This is a genomic window from Sutterella wadsworthensis (assembly GCF_003315195.1).
GTDB classification, from domain to species: Bacteria; Pseudomonadota; Gammaproteobacteria; order Burkholderiales; family Burkholderiaceae_F; genus Sutterella; species Sutterella wadsworthensis.
Map to the genome: position 1 here is coordinate 12,027 of NZ_QNRV01000031.1, position 17,089 is coordinate 29,115.

The 17,089-nt window shown below is 56.3% G+C and carries 12 protein-coding genes and 1 pseudogene; 7 read left to right on the forward strand and 6 right to left on the reverse strand.

Translation table 11 applies throughout. The features are described 5' to 3' along the window. Nucleotides 1–15: 15 nt before the first annotated feature. The 4 genes from citD to DES29_RS10410 all read right to left on the reverse strand — a co-directional run bounded on the left by citD (nucleotide 16) and on the right by DES29_RS10410 (nucleotide 4,037). Entirely contained in the window at nucleotides 16–276 is a 261-nt protein-coding gene (gene citD, locus DES29_RS10395) for a citrate lyase acyl carrier protein (protein WP_016474441.1), read from the reverse strand. Between the two features lie 56 nt (nucleotides 277–332). Further along, the gene (locus DES29_RS10400) at nucleotides 333–1,634 is read right to left on the reverse strand and encodes a 2-hydroxycarboxylate transporter family protein (protein ID WP_016474440.1); all 1,302 of its coding nucleotides are present in this window, start codon (nucleotides 1,632–1,634) and stop codon (nucleotides 333–335) included. 140 nt (nucleotides 1,635–1,774) lie between these two features. Further along, a complete protein-coding gene (locus DES29_RS10405) occupies nucleotides 1,775–2,443 on the reverse strand; it encodes a response regulator (protein ID WP_005428999.1) in 669 nt (222 codons plus the stop codon). A 10-nt stretch (nucleotides 2,444–2,453) separates the two neighbouring features. Continuing rightward, complete coding sequence (locus tag DES29_RS10410) at nucleotides 2,454–4,037, reverse strand: ATP-binding protein (RefSeq protein WP_113854858.1); 1,584 nt, start codon at nucleotides 4,035–4,037, stop codon at nucleotides 2,454–2,456. Between the two features lie 222 nt (nucleotides 4,038–4,259). Here DES29_RS10410 and DES29_RS10415 point away from each other — a divergent pair, with 222 nt between their 5' ends. The 3 genes from DES29_RS10415 (at nucleotide 4,260) to DES29_RS10425 (ending at nucleotide 8,341) form a co-directional block, all read left to right on the forward strand. Beyond that, the gene (locus tag DES29_RS10415) at nucleotides 4,260–5,291 is read left to right on the forward strand and encodes a GNAT family N-acetyltransferase (protein WP_005429001.1); all 1,032 of its coding nucleotides are present in this window, start codon (nucleotides 4,260–4,262) and stop codon (nucleotides 5,289–5,291) included. Continuing rightward, on the forward strand, nucleotides 5,288–6,706 hold the full coding sequence (gene citX / locus DES29_RS10420; RefSeq protein ID WP_113854859.1) for a citrate lyase holo-[acyl-carrier protein] synthase: 1,419 nt from the start codon (nucleotides 5,288–5,290) through the stop codon (nucleotides 6,704–6,706). The genes DES29_RS10415 and citX overlap by 4 nt, the downstream gene beginning before the upstream one ends. Nucleotides 6,707–7,123: 417 nt before the next feature. Then, on the forward strand, nucleotides 7,124–8,341 hold the full coding sequence (locus DES29_RS10425) for a porin (RefSeq protein ID WP_021995037.1): 1,218 nt from the start codon (nucleotides 7,124–7,126) through the stop codon (nucleotides 8,339–8,341). Nucleotides 8,342–8,467: 126 nt separating this feature from the next. On the opposite strand, the gene DES29_RS10430 is transcribed toward DES29_RS10425, so the two are convergent. Then, a complete protein-coding gene (locus DES29_RS10430) occupies nucleotides 8,468–9,016 on the reverse strand; it encodes an NAD(P)H-dependent oxidoreductase (RefSeq protein WP_021995038.1) in 549 nt (182 codons plus the stop codon). 342 nt (nucleotides 9,017–9,358) lie between these two features. Here DES29_RS10430 and DES29_RS10435 point away from each other — a divergent pair, with 342 nt between their 5' ends. The 3 genes from DES29_RS10435 (at nucleotide 9,359) to mgtA (ending at nucleotide 15,847) form a co-directional block, all read left to right on the forward strand. Then, nucleotides 9,359–11,440, forward strand: coding sequence for a sensor histidine kinase (locus tag DES29_RS10435; protein WP_113854860.1), 2,082 nt, complete (start codon nucleotides 9,359–9,361; stop codon nucleotides 11,438–11,440). Continuing rightward, the gene (locus DES29_RS10440; protein ID WP_113854861.1) at nucleotides 11,437–12,132 is read left to right on the forward strand and encodes a response regulator transcription factor; all 696 of its coding nucleotides are present in this window, start codon (nucleotides 11,437–11,439) and stop codon (nucleotides 12,130–12,132) included. The genes DES29_RS10435 and DES29_RS10440 overlap by 4 nt, the downstream gene beginning before the upstream one ends. Before the next feature lie 979 nt (nucleotides 12,133–13,111). Further along, nucleotides 13,112–15,847, forward strand: a complete 2,736-nt coding sequence (gene mgtA, locus DES29_RS10450) for a magnesium-translocating P-type ATPase (protein ID WP_113854863.1) — start codon at nucleotides 13,112–13,114, stop codon at nucleotides 15,845–15,847. 476 nt (nucleotides 15,848–16,323) lie between these two features. Here the strand turns inward: mgtA and tnpA are convergent. Continuing rightward, nucleotides 16,324–16,730: pseudogene (tnpA, locus tag DES29_RS10455) on the reverse strand (IS200/IS605 family transposase). A gap of 27 nt (nucleotides 16,731–16,757) precedes the next feature. Here tnpA and DES29_RS10460 point away from each other — a divergent pair. Then, a partial coding sequence (locus DES29_RS10460; RefSeq protein ID WP_147145904.1) for a helix-turn-helix domain-containing protein occupies nucleotides 16,758–17,089 on the forward strand: 332 nt, incomplete at its 3' end.

Consider the following 17,089-nt stretch of genomic DNA (forward strand, 5'->3'; position numbering starts at 1 on the left):
GGTCCTTTGGCTGGTTTATAGGCCGGCGCGGGTAATGGCCGTCAGGGTGCGGGCGCGGATGGTGCAGTCGAGCGCGCCCTTGTCGCGGACGTCGACTTCGGCGTCCTCAATCCCGGCCTCGCGGCACGCATCCCGAATGACGGCTTCGATCGCGTCGCCGTAGGCGGCTTTCACGGAACTTTCAAGGTCGATGATGATCCCGCTCCCCGCAGGGGCTTCGGCGACCGTGATGACCGCGTCGTTGCTTTCGAGTGTTCCGGCTTGTCCTTGTCGCATGATGTGCCTCATGAATAAAGAGCTTGGCAGAGCAAAGTGCTTGGGATGAGGGCGATTTACTGAAGCGCGCGCATCAGAATCGTCGCGGCAATCACCGTGCAGGCGCCGCCCAAGCGGGTGGAAATCTGCGCAAAGGGCATCAGACCCATGCGGTTGGCTGCCGAGAGGATGGCGACGTCGCCCGTGCCGCCCAAGCCCGAGTGGCAGCAGGTGACGATCGCGGATTCGATCGGGTACATGTTCATGAACCGAGCGCAGAGGAGCCCCGAAGCAACCATGCCGAAGATGGTCGCCATGATCGTGAAGATGTAGGCCGGCGTGATGGCTGCGAGAACGTCATTCCAGGGCGTATAGATGACGCCCACGCCGACGAGAAGCGCCCAGGTGAGGTTGCCGGAGACGAACTTGTACCACTGCTTGGCGCCTTGCTCCATCACGGTCGGCATGATGTTAAGGACCTTGATGAGCGCGGCAAGGATGATCATCAGAATCGGCGCGGGGATCGGAATCCAGAGGGCGAGCACCTTGGCCGCACAGAAGAAGCAGCAGGCGAGGACGAGGCCCGCGCCCATCATCTTGACGTCGAGCGGGGCTTCTTCGGCCTTGGCGTTCGTAATGTCGGAGAGGTCGCCCGACTTTACAAGGGTGCCGTTGCCCGAGAGCTTCGGGAAGCGCTCGCCCATCTTCTTGAGGTAGCCCGCGGACATGATGGCGAAGAGGTTGCCGAGCATCGCAGCGGGCACGAAGTGCACGAGGAACTGATCGGCGGACTGATTCAGAATTTCCGAATAAGCAGCTGCGAGCGGAAGGATGCCTTCGCCCACGCCGCCCGAAAGGATCGGAATCACGATGAAGAAGAACGTGTGATAGAGATCTTCGCCGCAGAGCATGCCGGCAATGCAGCCGAGAATCGACGCAACAACCGTGCCGACCACGAGCGGAACGAACATGCGCAGGAACCCCTGCACGAGCACGGTGCGCACCATGCCGAGAATGGAGCCAACAACGAGGCACGAGATGTAGAAGTAGAGAAAATTCGCACCCTTGGTGAAGGCCGTGATCGCCTTGATGGCATCACTGTTCAAGAGGCCGTAGTAAACCATTGCTGACGGAATAAAGATCGACAGAATGGCCGGGCCGCCGATGTCCTTGAGAATCGGCACCTTGAGGCCGATGTCGCCGAGCAGAATGCCCATCACCATCATGATGGCAATGCCGCCCACCATGTCGGCGGGCAGCTGGCCGAAAATCGTTGCTGCAGCCACGATGACGGCGAGTACGAGGTAGACCGGCGCGGGCACGGGCCCGATTTTGAGTTCGCAGGCGGTCTGCCAGAAAGTTTTGGAAGTGGTTTCCATAATGGGCCGCCGGAATAAGAGCACTTTCATTATGGAAATAGGTTTTTCAGAAGTCTCGCTTAGGAGATTAAGTAGATCGATTATGTAAGTTTTGAAAGTACGGTTAAAAGCGGATCAATTCAATATTGATAAAAGTGCTGCTAAAGCGCGCGATAAAGTTTTACGGGCCGTCCTTTCCCGCCGTATGAAAGTTCACCCTGAATACGGTTGTTTTCTTCGAGATAAGAAAGATATTTGCGTACGGAAATTCGAGAGAGTCCCACGTCGTCTGCAACTTCCTGAGTGGAAACGGGCGCTGATGCAGCATTGACCGAAGCGAGGATTTTTTCCAAGGTGTCCGCATCAATGCCCTTGGAAAACTGCTGCGGCGGGGCGCCGCGGTGAAAAATGTTGTCAAGGTCGGACTGGTCGAAGTCTTCGGCTTCATGGAGCAGCCGCCAGCGTTCGGCGAAGGTGAGCAGCGCCGCCTTGAAGCGCTCGAAGGTGAAGGGTTTGATGATGTAGTCGGCGACGCCGTGAGCGAGCGCAGTACGCAGACTTTCCTTATTCTGCGAGGCGGTGATCATGATCACCGAGACCGACGGTGCAAGGTTCTTCAAGTGTTCGAGAAAAGAGAGTCCGTCCATTTTCGGCATGAAGACGTCAAGGAGCACCAGATCGACGCTCCCGGAAAGCGCTTTGATCTTTTCGAGCGCCTGCAGGCCGTCGGCCGCCTTCGCAATGACGCAGAACCCAGGCAGGCGGGAGAGGTAGGTTTCGTTCACGCTCGCCACCATCGGATCGTCTTCAACAATCATCACGCGGATCACTTCTTTCTCCTTATTCGGGTCCCGCAGCCTGCATCACAATCTTAAGCACGGTGCCGGCAGGGTAATTGCTTTCGATTTCGATGGAGCCGTTATAGGCGTGCACGGCCCGGGCAACGAGATAAAGACCGTAGCCGTGGCCTTCGCCCTTGGTGGTGACGCCCTTGCGGAAGTACTGCATTGGGTCGCCCTTAAAGCCGCACCCGGAGTCGGACACTTCGACGGACCAGATAGGCTGGCCGCTCGTGATGCGGATGCGCACGCACCGTTCTTCGGATTCGTTCACAGCATCCATGGCGTTGTCGAGGAGGTTCCCGACGACGGAGAGCAGGGCCTGGCGGAAAGGAGCGTCAGGGATTTCGTCGGCATGGGAATCGGGCTCCACGTCGAGTTCAATGCCGAGTTCAGCTGCGCGGGCAACCTTGCTCTGGAGGAACGCCGCGAGCACTTGATCCTTCATCAGGCGGACAATGCGGCCGTTATGCACTTCATCGGCAATGCGCAGCTCTTCGACGTAGCGCTCGAGCTCGGGGTACTGCTGGTTCTTCACGAGTCCGTTGATGACGTGCAGCGTGTTGCGGTAGTTGTGGGCTCGAACCCGCAGGGCTTCGATCCACTTTTTGGCTCCGGTCAGCTCTTCGGCAAGCTCCATCATGTCGCTTAAATCCCGGAAGGTTGCGACGGCGCCCATGATCTTCCCGCTCACGACGAGCGGAACACGGTTGGTGATGATCACGACGCCGCCGAGATTCTGTTCGGCATCGTTTTCCGCGCGTCCGGTGCGCACCACCTCCAAGAGGCGCGTGTGCGGGATGGCCTTGTCCACGGGCTGCCCCAGCACATCCGAAGGGAGATGGGCCTTAGCGAGAATCTTGCGCGCCTGATCGTTCACGACCTGAAGCCGCCCGGCAGCATCGATGACGAGCACGCCTTCGCGCACGGACTTTAATACTGTGCTGCTGATGGTGTTCTGCAGCGCAATCTCTTCGGGTTCCATGCCGAGGAGCGTTTTCTTGAGCTTTCTCGAGAAAATGATGATGGCGAGAAAGCCAACGAGGAACACGAGGGAGATGCCGCCCAGCATCTTCGTCATGCGGGCCTCGGTGAGCGTTTTGGCATTGGCCGTCGTAATGCCGGTGACGACAGCGCCTACCTGCCGGCCGTCATGAAAGATCGGCGTGAAGGCACGGATGGACTCGCCGAGGGTGCCGATCGAAACGGAGATGTATTCCTCTCCTCGCAAAGCGCCGCTCTCATCAGCCCCCTGGATGTGCAGACCAATCTTCGCGGGATTAGGGTGCGAAAGGCGCTTGCCGTGGTTGTCAAAAATGACAATGAATTCGACGCCGGTAGCGAGCCGCACCTGCTCGGAGTAGCGCTGGATGCCTTCGAGCCCTTCCGGAGTGAGCGGCGAACGCGCCATCCAGTCCTGCAGCTTTGAATTGGAGGCGACAAGCCGAGAGATCGCCTGAACGCGGTTCGAGACGTCTTCATGCACGAAGTCGCCCTCGTAGACCTGAATGAATTTCAGGATGACGAGAAGCATCAGGCACAACAATGCTGCCGTTAATGCAAGAAGTTTTGTTTGCAGGCGCATTTAATATTCAAGAGACCGGACAGTGTTTATTGAAGGGCCGGTATTCCTGTCAAAAGTGTTTTCATAATTGCCTGACACTGATTTACGAGCGCAGACAGGGCAAATTTAATTGTATCTTTGCAGTCTGAATGTGAGGGTGTTTGGTAATTAAAGTAACCTGAAAAATCAAAAGATTTGCGCAGATAATGAAATGAAGTTAAACCTCCGCAAAGCGGGTGCGCTATGGAAGAGATCCGGAAAATACAAGCTGCTAATCCTTCAGAGTGGGAGAAGGTGACGGCATTTCTTCGAGAACGAGATCTGCCGGTGCGGCGCGAATATGCGGATGCGTGCTTCGGCGCTTTTATCGGCGGCCGGCTCGTCGGCACGGTCATTCTGTCGGGCAGTGTTGTGCGCAATACCGCGGTCGACCCCGAAATGCGTCACAAAGGGATTGTCGAGAAGCTCTTTACCGCGATTGTCGAAGAGGCGCGCGAGCGCGGCATCTTTTACCTGCAGCTCTTTACGAAGTCTCAAAATGCCGAAGCTTTCAGCGGCGCAGGCTTTCGGCTCGTGGAGAATGTTCCGCCCTACGCGTGCCTTCTGGAATTCGGCAGCTGTTCACCCCAGAAGTGGATCCGGCGCATCTGCGCGGGCGGCGTGAACCCAAATGCGCGGTCTTCGGCTGTTATTGTTAACGCCAATCCATTTACGCTGGGGCACAAGGCTTTGATTGAGCTCGCGGCGCGCGATGCTGAGCAGTGCATCGTTTTTGTCGTTGAGGAAAACCAGTCGGTTTTTCCGTTTGACGTCAGACTGGCGCTCGTGCGCGCAGGCACTGCCGATCTGCCCAATGTCCGCGTAGTGCCTAGCGGCCCGTACATTATTTCTGCCGGGACCTTTCCCTCCTATTTCCTAAAGAAAAACGAGCGGCTGCCGGCTCAAACGCATCTTGACGGAACCATCTTTGCGCATCTGCTTGCCCCGGGGTTCGGCATCACCAAGCGCTTCGTCGGGACGGAGCCGACGGACCCGGTCACCCGCGCATATAACGAAGCGTTGAAAGACGTCTTCAAAAAGTACGCGCTCGAACTCGTGGAAGTGCCGCGCATTGAAGACGGAGTCGGCGCGATTTCTGCCTCACGGGTGCGTGCGGCCTGGACGGCCGGCCGAATGGACGAGGTTGAGGAGTGGGTGCCCGCGTCGACCTTCGCCTATCTCAAGTCTCCTGAAGGGACCGCACTGTGTGAAGCGCTCCGCAGGGAGGCGTCATGAGCGCGGTGAGGCATTGCTATTCGCCAGACGCCCCTCAGACGGAGCGCCTTGCCGCCTATCTCGAAGAGAAGGAGGCGCGCGTCGAGCGCCGGAAGGCCTTTGCGCGGCGTCACGCCGGCGAGACGGTGGTTCAGCTTGCGCTTAATATCCCCGGCCGAATCAAGGATTCCGCGCTTCTGCGGCGGCTGCTCGCGAGCGGCATGTCTGAGTTTGCCCTGCGGTTCCCGCAGCTCACGGAATGTGCGCTCACCAATGCTTCAGCGGGTCCTTCGGCACTCTTCGCGGCAGCTGAGGCGCCGCAGAGCGTCAAGGAGAAGACCGCGGAGCTCGAGGCCCTCCATCCGTGGTCAAGGCTTTTTGACTTTGATGTCTATGATGCCGGCGGCAAGACGGTCTCTCTGGCTTCACGTCACGGGATGGGCCGCACATGCTTTGTCTGCAGCCGTCCGGCAGCGCTTTGCATGCGGGAAAAAAGCCATTCAGCCGAAGATGTCGCGCAAAGCGTGACCGATCGGCTGGCACGGTTCGCTGCGTATGAAACCGCCTTCACCGTGTCTGCGGCCGCCCGTCGTGCGGGCGCACTGGCGCTGCGTGCGGCACTTTATGAGGTTGGACTCCAGCCTAAGCCGGGTTTAGTGGATCCTGCACACTCGGGCTCCCACGAGGACATGGACTTCTTCACGTTCCAGAGAAGCGCCGCGGCGATTTCATCCTTTTTTCCGCGGTTCTTCGCGGCGGGCGAATGGATTGCCGACGACCCGGCATTTCTGCTTGCGGTGCTGAGGCTCATCGGACTCGAAGCCGAGGAAGCCATGTATGAAGCGACGGGCCATATCAACACGCATAAAGGGCTCATTTTTTCACTCGGCCTTGTCCTCGGCGCGGCAGGTGAGGTGAGCGCGGCGCAGCGCGAAGCATTCGATGAGCTCGATGAAAAGACCTTCATCAAAAACGTTTTGGATAAGACCGCTGAGCTCGGAAGACTCACCCTCACGGATTTCACCGGAAGGCCCTCTGAAGAAACGCCGGGTATGCGTGCGCATCGTGACTATGGACTCACGGGCATTCGCGGTGAAGCCGCGGCGGGCTTTCCGGCCATTGAGACGCCGCTCCTCGCGCTCTGCAGTCTGCCGGAGGCGGATCTGGATGCCCGCAGACTGCTTGAGGCGCTCTTTGAAATCATGAGCGAACTTGACGATACGACATTGGTGCGGCGGGGCGGTATTGAGGCGCTTGCGGCAGTGAAGCGCTGTGCTCGTGATTTGCTCCAGTCCGGCGCTTTGCGCCAAGCCTCGTGGCGTGATGCTGTCCATACAGTTGACCGCCAGTTCGTCGCCAGACGTCTGTCGCCGGGGGGCGCAGCAGACTGCCTGTCGGTGATGCTCTTCCTCATCTGGCTCGCGCGGGAGCAGTGAAGGCTAATTGGCGTTCGCAGCACTTCGTCGAAGCTGCTCGATGGACTGAAACGCCAGCAAATGAGGGGCGCAGTTAGTTAAGCGTCATGCCATTCGCAGCCGATAGCTCGAGATGAATCGGAAACGAAAACGTCGTATATGTGGTGTATATATTAAATGTAATACGAACTTACATTATTTGATTTCCTTTAAAAACAATATATTGGCGCCGTAACGGAAAAAGACTGGATTGTGGAGAGTACAGGGTCAAAGCATGATTATTGCGGTCCGCAAACCCATCAGGGTTGCATGAATCATCGAAAAACATTTTGTTTTCTGAATGTCAGACAGATTTTGACGAAGCTTCGTGCAGGGATTACGCAGCGCTTTGCTGCCTTTAGGCAATTGCGCCATTTTTTTTGATTTAAACCTCTTCAAATGAAAAAAACACTTGCTGCACTCTCCGTTCTTGGAGCTTTCGCCGGTTCATCCTTGGCTGCTGATGTCACCCTTTATGGTGTGATTGATACCGGTTTGGTTTATCAGCATGCAGATGCCGATCTGCCGGATGTCGATACGGTTGACACCTTCCAGATGAAGTCCGGCGTGACCGCTGGTTCACGATTTGGCCTGAAAGGTACGGAAGACCTCGGCAATGGGCTTAAGATCGGCTTCGTTCTTGAAAACGGTTTCGCTTCGGACACGGGGAGCTTCACGCAGAATAACCGCCTTTTTGGCCGTGAGGCCCAGCTTAACTTGTCCGGCGCGTTCGGCACCGTCGCCTTCGGCCGGATGGGCAGTCTCGCGAGCGGCAACGGTACCTTCGGGCTTCTCGGCAGTCTGTCGCCTTTCGGGACCTCCTGGGGCGAGTATGCGGCTAATGCCAGCACCGTGATGAGCGGTTTTGACCGCTATGACAACACGGTTACCTACGCAACGCCGGCCTTTGCGGGCTTTAAGGCTTATGCCCAGTATTCGTTTGATACCGACAGCAAGGATGACTACGACGGTGCAGGCCTGCATGGTGTGGAAGGGAAGTCGTCCGTCGACCGCTATTACGCGATTGGGCTCACTTATGCCAACGGCCCCCTTAACCTTGCTGCCGTTGTTGACCAAACGAACTTTTCAACGACAAAATGGAACGGCGTGGATTGGGGCAATCCGGTCGATGATGCGCTGACAGTGACAGTAGGCGGCAATTACGATTTCCAGGTTGTCAAGCTCTATGCCGGGGCTCAGTATTTTGACAATGCAGACTTGAACAGCATCGACAATATTTTTTCGAAAGATTTTGCGCTGTCTCCCGCACAAACTGAACGTTTCCAGGTAAAGGGTTATGGTCTCACGATCGGCGCGGATATCCCGGCGGCAGGGGGTACCTTCAAGGTGGCAACTTCCTATCTGGACGGCACGATTGACACGGTGAACGGCTGGGATATGGCAACCGCAATCGGAGCAACTTTCGGCGAAATTGATATTTCCCGTTGGAACACATCTGCAGGGTACCTTTATTCGCTCAGCAAACGTACTTCGCTCTACGGCGTCGCTTCTTACTCATATCAGACGGTGAAAGGGCAGAAAGATTTCAATGGGTATTCCCTCGATGTTGCCCCGACGGTCATTGAGGTCGCCGCAGGTATTGTGCATAAGTTCTAAGCGCTGATTTTTCTTTCAGGCATTTGGGAACGATTGAAGCCCCAGCAGGTGACCCCTGCCGGGGCTTTAGCATGATTGCTTATAGGCGCATGAATAAGCTGATCAATAAAAAACATTTCTTCCCTGTCAGAGGGCCTTCAGCTGCGCCGAAAGCGCTTGGGCATGCTTTCTGGCGTTGGCAAGATAGTTTTCTTTGTCATTTTGGGCGGCAGGAACGGAGTAGCCGTACGACACGACGGATTCGGCAAAAATCATGCTGCAGGCTTTGGCGGTGACGGCGAGCGGCGTGAGGAGCTCAAATACCGTGTGGCCGGTAAAGCCGTCGCGTTGGTAGGCCGCCTCCGGAGCGCCGGCGGTGATGGAAAGCAGCACGGTTTTGCCCGAAAGCTTTGCGCCTGAACCATAGGCAAATCCGTGAAGCAGCACCTCGTCAATCCAGGTCTTCAGGAGCCCCGGCACCGAGTACCAGTTAAACGGGAATTGGAGCACGATGACGTCGGCTTTCAGGAGCGCTTCCTGCTCTGGGACCGGATCAAAATGGCCGTCCTTCACGAGTGAAGCGAGTTCGCGGAATTGGGCCTGCGGAAACGCTGTTCTGAGGCTCTCCAGAATGGTTTTGTTGGCGAGTGATGCCGAGGGATTGGGATGGCCGGATACAACCAGAATGTTCTTCATGATCAAAATTCCTTCTGCGGGGGCGGTCATTTCTTGGAAACACCGCTGTGAGCATTGATATATAGTTCGATATCGAACGTTGATGAATGAATACTAATCCGGCTGGACCGCGTGAAGCGTTATTAGCAAAACTCAAAACGTATCCAAAGATTGCTAAGGGTCAACCCTTAGAAGACTGATTCTGGTCACAACGGATGAATTCAAATGCCCCAGAGGACCGAAAGCCCATTGGAAGGCAGAAAAGGTTGGATAAACTTCCTAGAAAGGCGGGTAAACCCGCGTATGCGAAAAAAGTATCCACAAACGCTCTCAAGCCGATAGAACCGGCTGGCTCAGAACGACATGACCCGCCTCAGCTTTCGGTTTGCAAAACGAAAAAGCACTGCTTGGTGCCGTTGGGCGCTGCGCTTTGCCTGCTCTGTTCTCGCGGCTGCGGTGTCGGCCGAAATCCCGGCAGAAGAGCGCGGAACCGGGGCCGTCGTTTCGCTGGACCATTCTGCGGCCGACCTGAAGGTGCCGCCTGATGCCGGGGTTATTCCTGTGCCGGGGACAGATCCGATACGCATTGCGGTCATTACCTTTGCGCTCCCGCGCGACAATCTGCTTATTGCCGAAGCGACGAAGCTTGCGCTGGCGCCGCTCTTTCCCAATCGCGGCATCAAACTGATTTTTTGTACGTTCGAAGAGTTCGACCGTATTGTTTTGAGCCGCGGAGCCGAGTTTATTCTCGGCACTTCCGGCGCGGTCACACGGCTTTCAACGTTTGGCCTTCGTCCGCTCGCCACGCTGGTTTCCAAGGGCGGCCCGGACCCCAACCGCAATGAAGGGTCTGCGGTGATTGTTCGTGAGGATCACCGGGAATTTCAAACCTTAGGCGACTTGAAAGGGCGCACGATTGCGGCGAGCAACGCGCTTTCCTTCCCGGGCTGGCAAATTGTGCTCGGTGAAGTCGCAAAGTTCGGCATCAATCCCAACGCGTTTTTCGGGAAAACGATTTTCACGGGCGATGCTCGGTCGATATCGGATATTGTGAAGCTCGTATTGGATGACAAAGCGGATGCGGGCGTCCTGCGGCTCTGTGCGTACGAGCAGTTTATTGAGCGCCACCCCGAAGCCGTCGGCGAGCTTCGCGTTCTGGATCGACGAGACAATATGGACGTGGCCTGCGTGCACTCCACGGACCTTTATCCCGGCTTCACCATGGCCTCAACGGAGCTGATTTCGCCCGAGGCCGCGCGGCGCGCGACGCTTGCGCTCCTGTCGATGCCGCCCACCGAGCGCGGTGCCCGCTGGACGATTCCGACGAACTACAAGTCCGTGGACGCGCTGCTTGAATCGATTCGTGTGGGACCGTCCGAGAAACTCAGGGCGACGATGCTCAATGAACTGATTGACGACTATCTCACCTGGATGCTTGTCATTGCGCTCCTGATTCTCGGGCTGCTCTTCCATGGCTGGCGAGCAGAAGTGCTTGCGCGCCGCCAGGGTGAGCGCGTTCGCGAATTGATGGAGCAGAAGATGGCGCAGGCTTCGCGCCTGGCATCCATGCAGCGCACTGCATCGCTCACGCAGATCTCAAGCATTTTTGCTCACGAACTGCGCCAGCCCCTCACATCGGCATCGCTTTACGCGGAGGGGCTCGCTCGCCAAATTCGCCGTGGTTCGGCCGATCCGGACCGCATGGCCAAAATTGCTGACCGGATTGCCGACGAAACACAGCGGGCGAGTGAGATTGTCGAGTGTGTGCGCGCCTATGCCAAAGGCCGCAGACTGGAGCGATCCGTTCTGTCAGCGGCCGATGTGATGCAGAGCGCCGTGCGCCTCTGGCGCGGACAATCCATGCGGGACTTTCCGCTCTGGGTGCTGGTGCCTAAAAGTGCTGCCCATATTTCTGCCAACGCCTTCGAGCTCGAGCTGGTCTTCGTCAATTTACTGAAGAATGCTGCCGAGGCCGCTCAGGCTGCCTGGGCCGCCGACGAGTCCAGCGGCAAGCCCAAACCAGTTAATCTCACGAAGGCCCCGGAGGTTCGGACCATGGTCGCCTTTACCGCTGAAGTCATCGGCAGCAGCGTGGTATTCATGGTGGCCGACAGCGGCAAACCCCTTTCCGACGAAGCGCTGCTGCGCATTGAGGCCGGTTCCAGCCAGCCGCAGGCCGGATCAAGTCAAAAATCTAACGGTCTGGGGCTCGGCCTTGCCATCGTCCGGTCGATCGTTGAGGCCTGCTTCGGCGCCATCACTTTTGGGCGAACCGATCTCAATCCGCGCCTGACCGGGCTCGCTGTGCGCGTGGCGCTGCCCCTTGTCAGCACATCGCAATCCGTCAGAGCCGAAACGGATGATTCCGCAACTGTGCCTCACGGGCCGGCCGCAGAGTCGGCTGAGCCTCTTTCAACGGCCGCTCTAAAGGACCCCAGCAAATGACTGCCGCTCCTATTATCCGCATTGTCGACGACGATCCCAATATTCACGATGCCTTAGCCTACGTCCTTGAAAACGAAGGCTTTATCGTGCGCCACTATGAGAGTGCAGAGTCCTTTCTCATCAACGATCGTCCGGAAGATCCCGGCTGCGCGATTCTCGACGTTCGCATGGGGGAAATGTCCGGCATTGTTTTGCATGACCGGATGAAAAAGCGCGGTTCAAAGCTGCCCTGCATTTTTCTTTCAGCGCATGGCGACGTCGACATGGCGGTGGATGCCATTGAAGCGGGCGCCGTCACTTTTCTCTCTAAGCCCGTGCGGACGGAAAAACTGCTCGCCGCGATTGAGCGGGCCCTGACGATTGCTCAGTCTCTGGCTTCAGGGGAGACCGAGCAGACGCCTGGCGGCACGCCGGCGCGCGAAGCCGCGCTCACCGATGAAGCCGCTCGACAGGCGGCGCTCACTGAAGCGGCCCGCACGGCCTTTCTCTCACTCTCAGACCGAAAGCGCCAGACGGCGCTTCTTGCCGTCTCGGGACTCACCAACCGGCAAATTGCTGAACGCCTTGAAATCGCTGTGCGTACCGTTGAATTTCATCGGGCCGGTTCGATGCGCAAACTCGGCTGCCACTCCGCCGCTGAGCTCAAGGCCAAGCTCGCGCTGGTGCCTGAAGCAAGAGAGGCCTTTGAATAGATAATTGGGGTTTGTCCCAAAGGCTGAAACGAATTTTCACAAATTTGAGTTGCCTAGAAATTCTGCAGTAGACAATAAATTCTTATTCATATTGGTTTGTTAAATCGATTTTTTTATTCATGATGAGTGATGCAAAGCTTGACTTTTCAATAGTCAGGATTAAACTTTCAGCATCATTTTTATAGGAGACGAGCGGTGGACGAACACCCGAGTCCTTTGTTGATTATTTAGTCAGGCCGCTACAGAGAAACACTTTCTCTGCGCTGCCTGCCGACACTATCAACGATCAATACGGCGGGCAGTGATCTTCAATTTGACGATTGCTACCCAAAATCAATTCAAAGTTGGAGCAGATCGTCATGTTCACCTATATCCAACAGCTTTTTCCCCCTTCGCGGATCTGATCTGCGCGAGGCGGCTTCCCTTTGCTGCGCTGCGTCTTTTTGACCAGAGCAGGAAGGCAGGGCTGATTTTGCCCGGAAATTTCGAAATAGATGCGCTCACCGCATGCTGTACGGGGAGACCTCGTTCGGCAGGGTTCGCTGGCGTGAACCTCTGACTGCGGTGTTTTGGGTCTTGTCGAGCCGATTCAGTTCGGTGCCTTTCGTTCGTCCGGCGAATATCGAGAGCCGCCGCAATTCCTCTCAAAGAAAAACTTTGAATGCATTTCTTTAAATGCAGGGTGATTTTTGTGTCCAAAAATGATGCGTTCTGATCATTTTTAATGGTTGGTACGGTACTTTTTGGGGTCCCAAACATTACGGTTTCTCATTGACTGAGGAAGACGTCTTCACCGCTAAAGAAGGGTGAACGGCAGTCACAAATGAAATGAAGACATATGGCGATGGGCTGGAGAACCATCGGCCGTCTGACGGAGCTGCGCCTCAAGCGCGGCAGTGAAACCCTGGTCTCTGCCTGCGTCGGGAGCGCTTTAAGCGACAAGCAGCGCAGAGGTCAACCCAAATCCAAGAGGTGTGTCATGACCGACATGACCAAAAAGAACCGGCTCCTCGGCCGGAATGCTGCGGAAAACGGAAAGCAGCGCAAAACCAGAATTTTCGCGGTTGAACGGGCAGCCCATCAAACACTCGATGTGGTGCTTGCCTGGCTGAGCGCGACGCCTGCCGGGCTGAGCGCTGAAGAAGCCAAAAAGCGTCTTGACATTTACGGCCGCAATGAGGTCGCTCAGGAAAAGGCGCCGCCGGTTTACCGCCAGCTTTTAGGCGCCTACAACAGCCCCTTCATTTACGTGCTGCTCGTGCTCGTTGCCATCAGCTGCTTCACGGATGTTTGGCTCCCGATCGCGCAGGGCGAAGAAGCGGAACCGGCCGGCATCGTCATCATGTCAACGATGATTATCTTGAGCGGTCTGCTTCGCTTTTGGCAGGAATTCCGCACGAATAAGGCCGCTCAGGCGCTGAAGTCAATGGTAAAGACGACGGCAACGGTTCGGCGTCCGGGGAACGGCTCTTCGGCGCTGTCCCGCGCAGAAGTCGACATCAGTGAATTGGTTCCGGGCGATGTGGTCTATCTCGCCGCCGGTGATCTTGTGCCGGCCGATGTGCGCCTTCTGGAGTCGCGCGACTTGTTCGTCAGTCAGTCCATCCTGAGCGGCGAAGCGCTGCCGGTCGAAAAAGGGGATGCAGCACCCGATGCGGACCTGCTGACGACCCGCAAGGCGCTGCCGAATGCTGATGCCAAAGCGGACCTGCTTGACCTGAAAAACATCTGTCTCATGGGAACCAATGTCGTGAGCGGCCATGCATCAGCCGTGGTCGTAGCAACCGGAAACAGCACTTGGTTTGGTTCGCTTGCCAAGTCGATCATCGGCACCCGCGCCATGACCGCTTTTGATCGAGGCGTCAACAGCGTGAGCTGGGTGCTGATCCGCTTCATGCTGGTCATGGCTCCCGTTGTGCTCTTCATCAACGGATTTACCAAAGGCGACTGGCTTGAGGCCTCACTCTTCGCACTGGCTGTTGCGGTCGGGCTGACGCCGGAAATGCTGCCCATGATCGTGAGCTCCAATTTGGCCAAGGGGGCTGTTGCCATGAGCCGGCGCAAAGTGATCGTCAAGCGCCTCAACGCCATTCAGAACTTTGGCGCAATGGACGTGCTCTGTACGGATAAAACCGGAACACTCACTCAGGACAAGATCATTCTGGAGCATTATCTGGATGCGCAGGGCAAAGAAAGTTCGACCGTGCTCACCTATGCCTGGCTTAACAGCAGCAGCCAGAGCGGCGCCAAAAATCTGATCGATCAGGCTGTTCTTCGCTGCGGCGAGTCTCATTTGGATCGAACCGTGCGCGAACGCTTTATGAAGCTAGACGAGCTGCCTTTTGACTTTGTCCGCCGCCGTGTATCGGTGCTCGTTGAAGATACCGCTTCCAAAGAGCGCTGCTTGATCTGCAAAGGCGCGGTGGAAGAAATGCTCAGCATCTGCACGCACCTGCAGGAGGGCGCCTCTTTGGTGCCCCTCACGCCAGAGCGCGCCCAAGGGCTTCTCGAACAAACGCAAGCCTTCAATAAGCAGGGGTTCCGTGTGCTGATCGTTGCGAGAAAACGCTTGTCCGACCATGGGAAGGCGTCGCTCGTCAACGACGATGAGTGCGGTCTCACGGTCGAAGGCATTCTCACTTTCCTCGATCCGCCCAAAGAGAGCGCACGCAAAGCCATACTGGCGCTGCGCGAACACGGCGTAGCGGTCAAGGTGCTTACGGGCGACAATCCGGTCGTGACTGCCAGCATTTGCGCTGAAGTCGGCATTGACGCCGATCAGGTTCTGGTCGGATCGGAAGTCGAGGCCCTTTCGGACGCTGAGCTCGCTCAAGCGGCACAGACGGGCAGCATATTTGCCAAACTCACGCCGCAGCAGAAGGCCCGCATTCTGCGTGTGCTGCAGAAAAACGGCCGCACGGTCGGCTTTTTAGGAGACGGCATCAATGATGCCCCGGCTTTGAAAGACGCTGATGTCGGCATTTCCGTCGACAGCGCGGCCGATATCGCCAAGGAGGCGAGCGACATCATCTTGTTGGAAAAGGACTTGATGGTGCTCGAAGAAGGCGTTCTCAAAGGACGCGAAACCTTCGGCAACATTATCAAGTACATCAACATGACGGCGAGCTCAAACTTCGGCAACGTTTTCTCCGTGCTCGTTGCGAGCGCCTTTCTGCCGTTCCTGCCGATGCTGGCGATTCATCTCCTCATCCAGAATTTGCTCTATGACCTCTCTCAGCTTGCTCTCCCCTGGGACAAGATGGATCCGGAGTTTCTGAAGAAGCCGCGCAAGTGGGATGCGCAGAATATCGGCCGCTTCATGCTCTGGATCGGTCCGACGTCTTCGGTCTTTGACATTGCAACTTACGCCGTGATGTGGTTTGTCTTCGGCGCCAATTCCGCGGCCAGTCAGTCACTTTTCCAATCCGGCTGGTTCATTGAGGGACTGCTTTCGCAAACCTTGGTGGTACACATGCTGAGAACCGAAAAAATTCCGTTCTTCCAAAGCTGCGCCGCGCTGCCGGTTCTGCTGATGACGGTTGTGATTGTGGCTGTCGGCATCGGCATTCCGTTTTCGCCGCTCGGTGCCATGGTTGGCCTGCAGCCGCTGCCCTGGACATATTTCCCGTGGCTCGCCGCAATTCTCTTCAGTTACTGTCTGCTGGCACAAGGCATGAAGCGCTTTTACATTCGTCGCTTCGGACAGTGGTTCTGAGCGGACATCGCGGAAATGAAGTGACTCAGTACACTTGCTAAGTAGGCAGTTAACTGCCTACTTAGCAGTAAAATACGCAGTAAGTAGGCAGTAGATAGGCAGTTACTGCTTGTCTGAAGCTGAGTCTTGTTAAGTTTCCGTGAAGTGTTTTTTCCGTTCGATGCAGCATTGTTCTTCGGATAAACCCTTCTGGCACAGCGAAAGAGGTATTCATCCGCTGAGCTCTTTGGTGAGTTATATGCAAGAAACTATGCACTGAGGGACTGATTACCAATACTGCCTGCCCATGCGTTATAGATCGCCAATAACCATGTTAACGATTACCGATATTGTAAACTTCTGATATTTCGTATATATCAAGTGCCTATGCGTGATCACTCTATTTTGATATTAGTCAGAGCGGTTACCAAAACGAGCCGTAAAGCCCCGTCATTCATGACGGGGATATAAGGCGACGCGCGCAAGTGCAAACGGACTCAATCAGGCCGATTCTGGCTTTCGATATAGGCCTTGAGCTTTTCGAGCGGGGCTCCACCGCAGCTCGCCGCGAAGTAGGACGGCGACCACAGCTTCCCCTTGCAGCAGGAAGTTTCAAGTTCGGGGAACCTGTTCCTTAATATCCGGCTCGTCACGCCCTTAAGGCTGTTGACGAGGGAGGATATGGACACCTTCGGCGGGTAGCTCACCAAGAGGTGAACATGATTGCGCTCTCCGTTGAATTCCCGCGACAGGCCCCGAAATCGCCGCACACCTTCTCGGCGGACGCTCTTATGGTCATCAGGTGCTCATCCGTGAAGATGGAGCGGAGGTATTTCGTCACAAAGACTAAATGAACATTGAGTGCGAAAAAACAGTGTCTACCACGTCGCAGATCCGGTGTCATGATGCAGACCAAAGTAAAATAAAGCACATGATCCGACATAAATCCTTCGTTTTCAAGCTCAAGCCCGATGGGGCGACTCGCCGCAGTCTTGCCAAAGCCTGCGGCTGCGTGCGTTTCGTCTACAACAAGGGGCTCGACTGGAACAAGGAGCAACGTGAAAAGGATCAGACTTTCCGGGTGAATTACCCAAAGCTCTGCGCCCTTCTGCCGGAATGGAAGGAGAAGTTCCCCTGGCTCGGCGAGTGTCACAGTCAGGTACTTCAGCAGGGCATGAAGGACCTCATGACGGCAATGGTCAACTTCTTTGAGGGACGCTCCCAGTTCCCGCGCTTCCACAAGAAGTTCAAGGATGAAGACTC

Excerpts from the sequence above, each read along its gene's own strand:
- citD (WP_016474441.1), bottom strand. The coding sequence starts at position 276 with ATGCGACAAGGACAAGCCGGAACACTCGAAAGCAACGACGCGGTCATC.
- DES29_RS10400 (WP_016474440.1), bottom strand. The coding sequence starts at position 1,634 with ATGGAAACCACTTCCAAAACTTTCTGGCAGACCGCCTGCGAACTCAAA.
- DES29_RS10410 (WP_113854858.1), bottom strand. The coding sequence starts at position 4,037 with ATGCGCCTGCAAACAAAACTTCTTGCATTAACGGCAGCATTGTTGTGC.
- DES29_RS10415 (WP_005429001.1), top strand. The coding sequence starts at position 4,260 with ATGGAAGAGATCCGGAAAATACAAGCTGCTAATCCTTCAGAGTGGGAG.
- citX (WP_113854859.1), top strand. The coding sequence starts at position 5,288 with ATGAGCGCGGTGAGGCATTGCTATTCGCCAGACGCCCCTCAGACGGAG.
- DES29_RS10425 (WP_021995037.1), top strand. The coding sequence starts at position 7,124 with ATGAAAAAAACACTTGCTGCACTCTCCGTTCTTGGAGCTTTCGCCGGT.
- DES29_RS10430 (WP_021995038.1), bottom strand. The coding sequence starts at position 9,016 with ATGAAGAACATTCTGGTTGTATCCGGCCATCCCAATCCCTCGGCATCA.
- DES29_RS10435 (WP_113854860.1), top strand. The coding sequence starts at position 9,359 with ATGACCCGCCTCAGCTTTCGGTTTGCAAAACGAAAAAGCACTGCTTGG.
- DES29_RS10440 (WP_113854861.1), top strand. The coding sequence starts at position 11,437 with ATGACTGCCGCTCCTATTATCCGCATTGTCGACGACGATCCCAATATT.
- mgtA (WP_113854863.1), top strand. The coding sequence starts at position 13,112 with ATGACCGACATGACCAAAAAGAACCGGCTCCTCGGCCGGAATGCTGCG.